Source organism: Streptomyces viridosporus, from assembly GCF_002078235.1.
Classification (GTDB): Bacteria; Actinomycetota; Actinomycetes; order Streptomycetales; family Streptomycetaceae; genus Streptomyces; species Streptomyces viridosporus.
Map to the genome: position 1 here is coordinate 1 of NZ_MSGP01000663.1, position 3,791 is coordinate 3,791.

Sequence of the window (3,791 nt, forward strand, 5' to 3'; positions counted from 1 at the left end):
CAGCAGCTCCTCGCGGCGGGTGTCCTGCCACTCCTGCTCGATGTCGCGGCAGGTGCCCACCCACTCGATCACCGTGTCCTCGTCGCGGACCGGTGCCGCGTTGACGGCGAAGTGGCGGTAGCCGCCCTCGGCCAGCCGCAGCCGGTAGGTCTGGGCGAACAGCGGCCGCGCCTCCTCCAGGGCCCGGCCCCACGTCTCGAGGACGGCGGCGCGTTCGTCGGGGTGGACCGCGTCGATCCACCCATTGCCGCGGAACTCCTCCCAGCTCTGCCCGGTCACCCGCTGCCAGCCGGGGCTCGGCTCGATGATCCCGCCCGCGGGGTCCGTCACCCACACCATCTCGGATCCGGCCCGCACCAGACTGCGGTAGCGCAGCATCGCGCGGCGGCGTTCCTCGGACAGGACGCGGATCCGCTTCGCGACGGTCACCTGGTCGGTGACCTCCACGATCACGCCCAGCACCCCTTGCCGGCCGTCACTTATCGTGGCGTGCGAGATGCTGAACGTGAAGTAGCGCGTTCCGGTGTCCGCCGAGCCCGGGAAGGACAGGTCGATGGGGACGGCCGTGAGCACCTCGGCCTTCCCGGTGGCGAACACCCGGTCGAAGATGTCGAAGTAGCCGGACTGCTCCAGGTCGGGAAAGGTGCGGCGGATGGGCCGGCCCAGCGGACGGTCGCCGAAGGTGCTCCGGTAGACGGTGTTGGTGTACGCGAGCCGGTGCTCCGGTCCCTGGGTGAGCACCACGCCGATCGGAGCGGGGTCGAACATCTCGAGCCTCATGGGGCCTCCAGCCGCCCCTGCCCGGGAGCGAACGTGGTGGGCGGCGTGTAGGCCCAGTACCCCACGTCCGGGGACCGACTCGCGGCCGGCGTCACCGGGGCCGCAGCCGGCCCCGGTGTCCGCGGTGGCTCAGCGGGCGGTCCGCGTGTGGACGTACTCCACGAGGTGGGTCAGCGCGTCCGCCTCGGTGGACGGCATCACTCCGTGCCCGAGGTTGAAGATGTGGCCCTCCAGACCGGCGGCCGACTCCAGCACCTCCCGGGCCTTGGCCTCGACGGCCTCGCGGCCGGCGAACAGCACCGTCGGGTCGAGGTTGCCCTGGAGCGCCTTGCCGGGGCCGACGCGGCGGGCGGCCTCGTCCAGCGGGACGCGCCAGTCGACGCCCACGACGTCCGCGCCGGCCTCGCCCATCAGGCCGAGGAGTTCACCGGTGCCGACGCCGAAGTGGATGCGCGGGACGCCGTGGTCGGCGACCTCGCGGAACACCTTCGCCGAGGCGGACAGCACCGAGCGCCGGTAGTCGACCGGGGCGAGCGCGCCGGCCCAGGAGTCGAAGAGCTGGACCGCCGAGACGCCGGCCTCGATCTGGACCTTGAGGAACGCGGCGGTGATGTCCGCGAGGCGGTCGAGCAGGTCGGCCCAGAGCTCGGGGTCGCCGTACATCATCGCCTTGGCGTTCTCGTACGTGCGGGACGGGCCGCCCTCGACGAGGTAGCTCGCGAGGGTGAACGGGGCGCCCGCGAAGCCGATCAGCGGAGTGGAGCCGAGTTCGGGGAGCAGCAGGCCGATCGCCTCGGTGACGTAGGAGACGTCCTCGGGGGTGAGGTCGCGCAGCCGGGCGAGGTCGGCGCGGGTGCGGACCGGCTGCTCGACGACCGGGCCGATGCCGGGCTTGATGTCGAGGTCGATGCCGATGGCCTTGAGGGGGACGACGATGTCACTGAAGAAGATCGCCGCGTCGACCCGGTGGCGGCGCACCGGCTGCAGCGTGATCTCGGCGACCAGTTCGGGGCGCATGCAGGAGTCGAGCATCCCGATGCCCTCGCGCACCTTGCGGTACTCCGGCAGTGAGCGCCCGGCCTGCCGCATGAACCACACCGGGGTGTGCGGCACCGGCTCGCGCCTGCACGCCTTCAGGAAAGGACTGTCGTACGTCGCGGTCGGCTGCATCCCCGCCGTCGGGCTTACGTTGGCACTCACACCGGCAAGTCTCGCATGGTCCTCCGGCGCCCCCGCACCTGGTCTCCGGGACCCCCCGCGCCCCGGGGCGCCCGGCGCCCGCGGGACACGATCCGGACACCGCGGGGCGGCGCGGGTGTCCCTCCCCGCGCCGGGCGCCCGTTCCGCTTAATCTTCCCCGCATGGCTGCGGCTCAGGGACGACTGTCGGACGGCGCTGGCGGAATGGACGAACCGAAGGGGACCGGGACGGATCCCGGGCACGGGGGCGCACCTCCGCCGCCCTTCCGGGCCGCCGTCGACGCGCTGCGCGGCGCCCGGCTGCGGCCGCAGATCGAGGTGGAGCCGACCCCCGCGCCCAAGCGGCTCGCACCGTACGCGCACGCCCTGGAGGCGGCCGTCGTCGACGACGACGAGCAGGACGTGGCCGACGGCCGGCTGGTGCTGCTGCACGACCCGGCCGGTCACGACGCCTGGCGGGGGACCTTCCGCCTGGTGACCCTGGTGCGGGCCGAGCTGGAGCCGGAGATGGCCGCGGACCCGCTGCTGCCGGACGTGTGCTGGTCCTGGCTGACCGGCGCGCTCACGGCCCGGGGGCTGGCGTACGGCGAGCCGAGCGGCACGGTGACCCGCGCGAGTTCCCACTACTTCGGCGGGCTGTCGGCGCGGCCGGCCGCCTCGCAGATCGAGATCCGTGCGTCCTGGACGCCCCGGGAGGGCCGGGGCGGGGCGCCGGACGCGGCCGCCCACCTGGCCGCGTGGTGCGATCTGCTGGCCCAGGTCGCGGGGCTGCCGCCGGCCTCCCCCGGGGACCCCTCCGTGGTGACGCTGCCGCAGCGCCGGGGGCCGCAGTCGCGGTGAGCTTCCCCTCCGGGGCCTCCGGCAGTCCCGACGCCGCCCTCCTTGCCGATCTCTTTGTCGATACGGCCACTTTCGGAAGCGTTGCGACGCGGAGCGAAACCGTTCGATCTTCGAATGATCGATCGCGCGTCCGAATTGCGCAGATTGTTACTCACCAGATCGTGATCATTCCCTAAAGGACACCAGGTTTGTTGCCGAAGACGACTGTGACCTTGAAAGCACGGTTAGTCCCGGCTTCACCCCCACGAGCCGGCCCCGTCCCGCACCCCAGGAGGCCTGGTGTCCGTTCTCCTCGAGCAGCCCGCAAGCCTGGTCGCCTACCGCCCGAACAAGCCGACCGCCATGGTGGTCGTGGCCGACCCCCGCGTCCGTTCCACCGTCACCCGCCACCTGTGGGCGCTCGGTGTGCGCGATGTCATCGAGGCCTCGTCCGTCGCGGAGGCTCGTCCCCGCATCGGCAACCCCCGCGACATCTGCGTCGCCGAAGTCCACCTGCCGGATGGTTCCGGCCTCACCCTCCTGTCCGAGACCCGCGCCGCGGGCTGGCCCAACGGCCTCGCCCTGTCCGCCGCCGACGACATCGGCGCCGTGCGCAACGCCCTCGCCGGCGGGGTGAAGGGCTACGTCGTCACCGGCACCCGCACCAACCTCGGGCTCCCCACCCGTCCCGGTGCCGCTCCCATCGGCGCCGCCGCCGCACGCCTGCACCGCCGCCCCCCGGGTGCTCCGAGCCACCCGGGCGGCTACCGCGAACTGTCCGGCCGCGAGGTCGAGGTGCTGCGACTGGTGGCGGAGGGCCAGTCGAACAAGGCGATCGGCGTCTCGATGGGCCTGTCCGCGCTGACCGTCAAGAGCCACCTCGCCCGCATCGCCCGCAAGCTCGGCACGGGCGACCGCGCCGGGATGGTGGCGGTGGCCCTGCGCACCGGCATCATCCACTGACCCCGCCGCCCGCCCCTCCATCCCCCGTTC

4 protein-coding genes are annotated in these 3,791 nt (G+C 73.1%); 2 read left to right on the plus strand and 2 right to left on the minus strand.

Translation table 11 applies throughout. From position 1 onward, the window contains the following. Together B7L92_RS35310 and hemE are read right to left on the minus strand one after the other, a co-directional pair. A partial coding sequence (locus B7L92_RS35310; protein ID WP_143626437.1) for a PAS domain-containing protein occupies positions 1 to 780 on the minus strand: 780 nt, incomplete at its 3' end. A 129-nt stretch (positions 781 to 909) separates the two neighbouring features. Continuing rightward, a complete protein-coding gene (hemE, locus tag B7L92_RS35315; protein WP_081241293.1) occupies positions 910 to 1,980 on the minus strand; it encodes a uroporphyrinogen decarboxylase in 1,071 nt (356 codons plus the stop codon). A gap of 203 nt (positions 1,981 to 2,183) precedes the next feature. On the opposite strand from hemE, the gene B7L92_RS35320 reads away from it, so the two are divergent. Next, a complete protein-coding gene (locus tag B7L92_RS35320; protein WP_255311292.1) occupies positions 2,184 to 2,819 on the plus strand; it encodes a DUF3000 domain-containing protein in 636 nt (211 codons plus the stop codon). A gap of 279 nt (positions 2,820 to 3,098) precedes the next feature. Next, a complete protein-coding gene (locus B7L92_RS35325; protein ID WP_004923664.1) occupies positions 3,099 to 3,761 on the plus strand; it encodes a helix-turn-helix transcriptional regulator in 663 nt (220 codons plus the stop codon). Positions 3,762 to 3,791: the final 30 nt, after the last annotated feature.

Coding starts and splice junctions, on each gene's coding strand:
- B7L92_RS35320 (WP_255311292.1), top strand. CDS start 2,184: ATGGACGAACCGAAGGGGACCGGGACGGATCCCGGGCACGGGGGCGCA.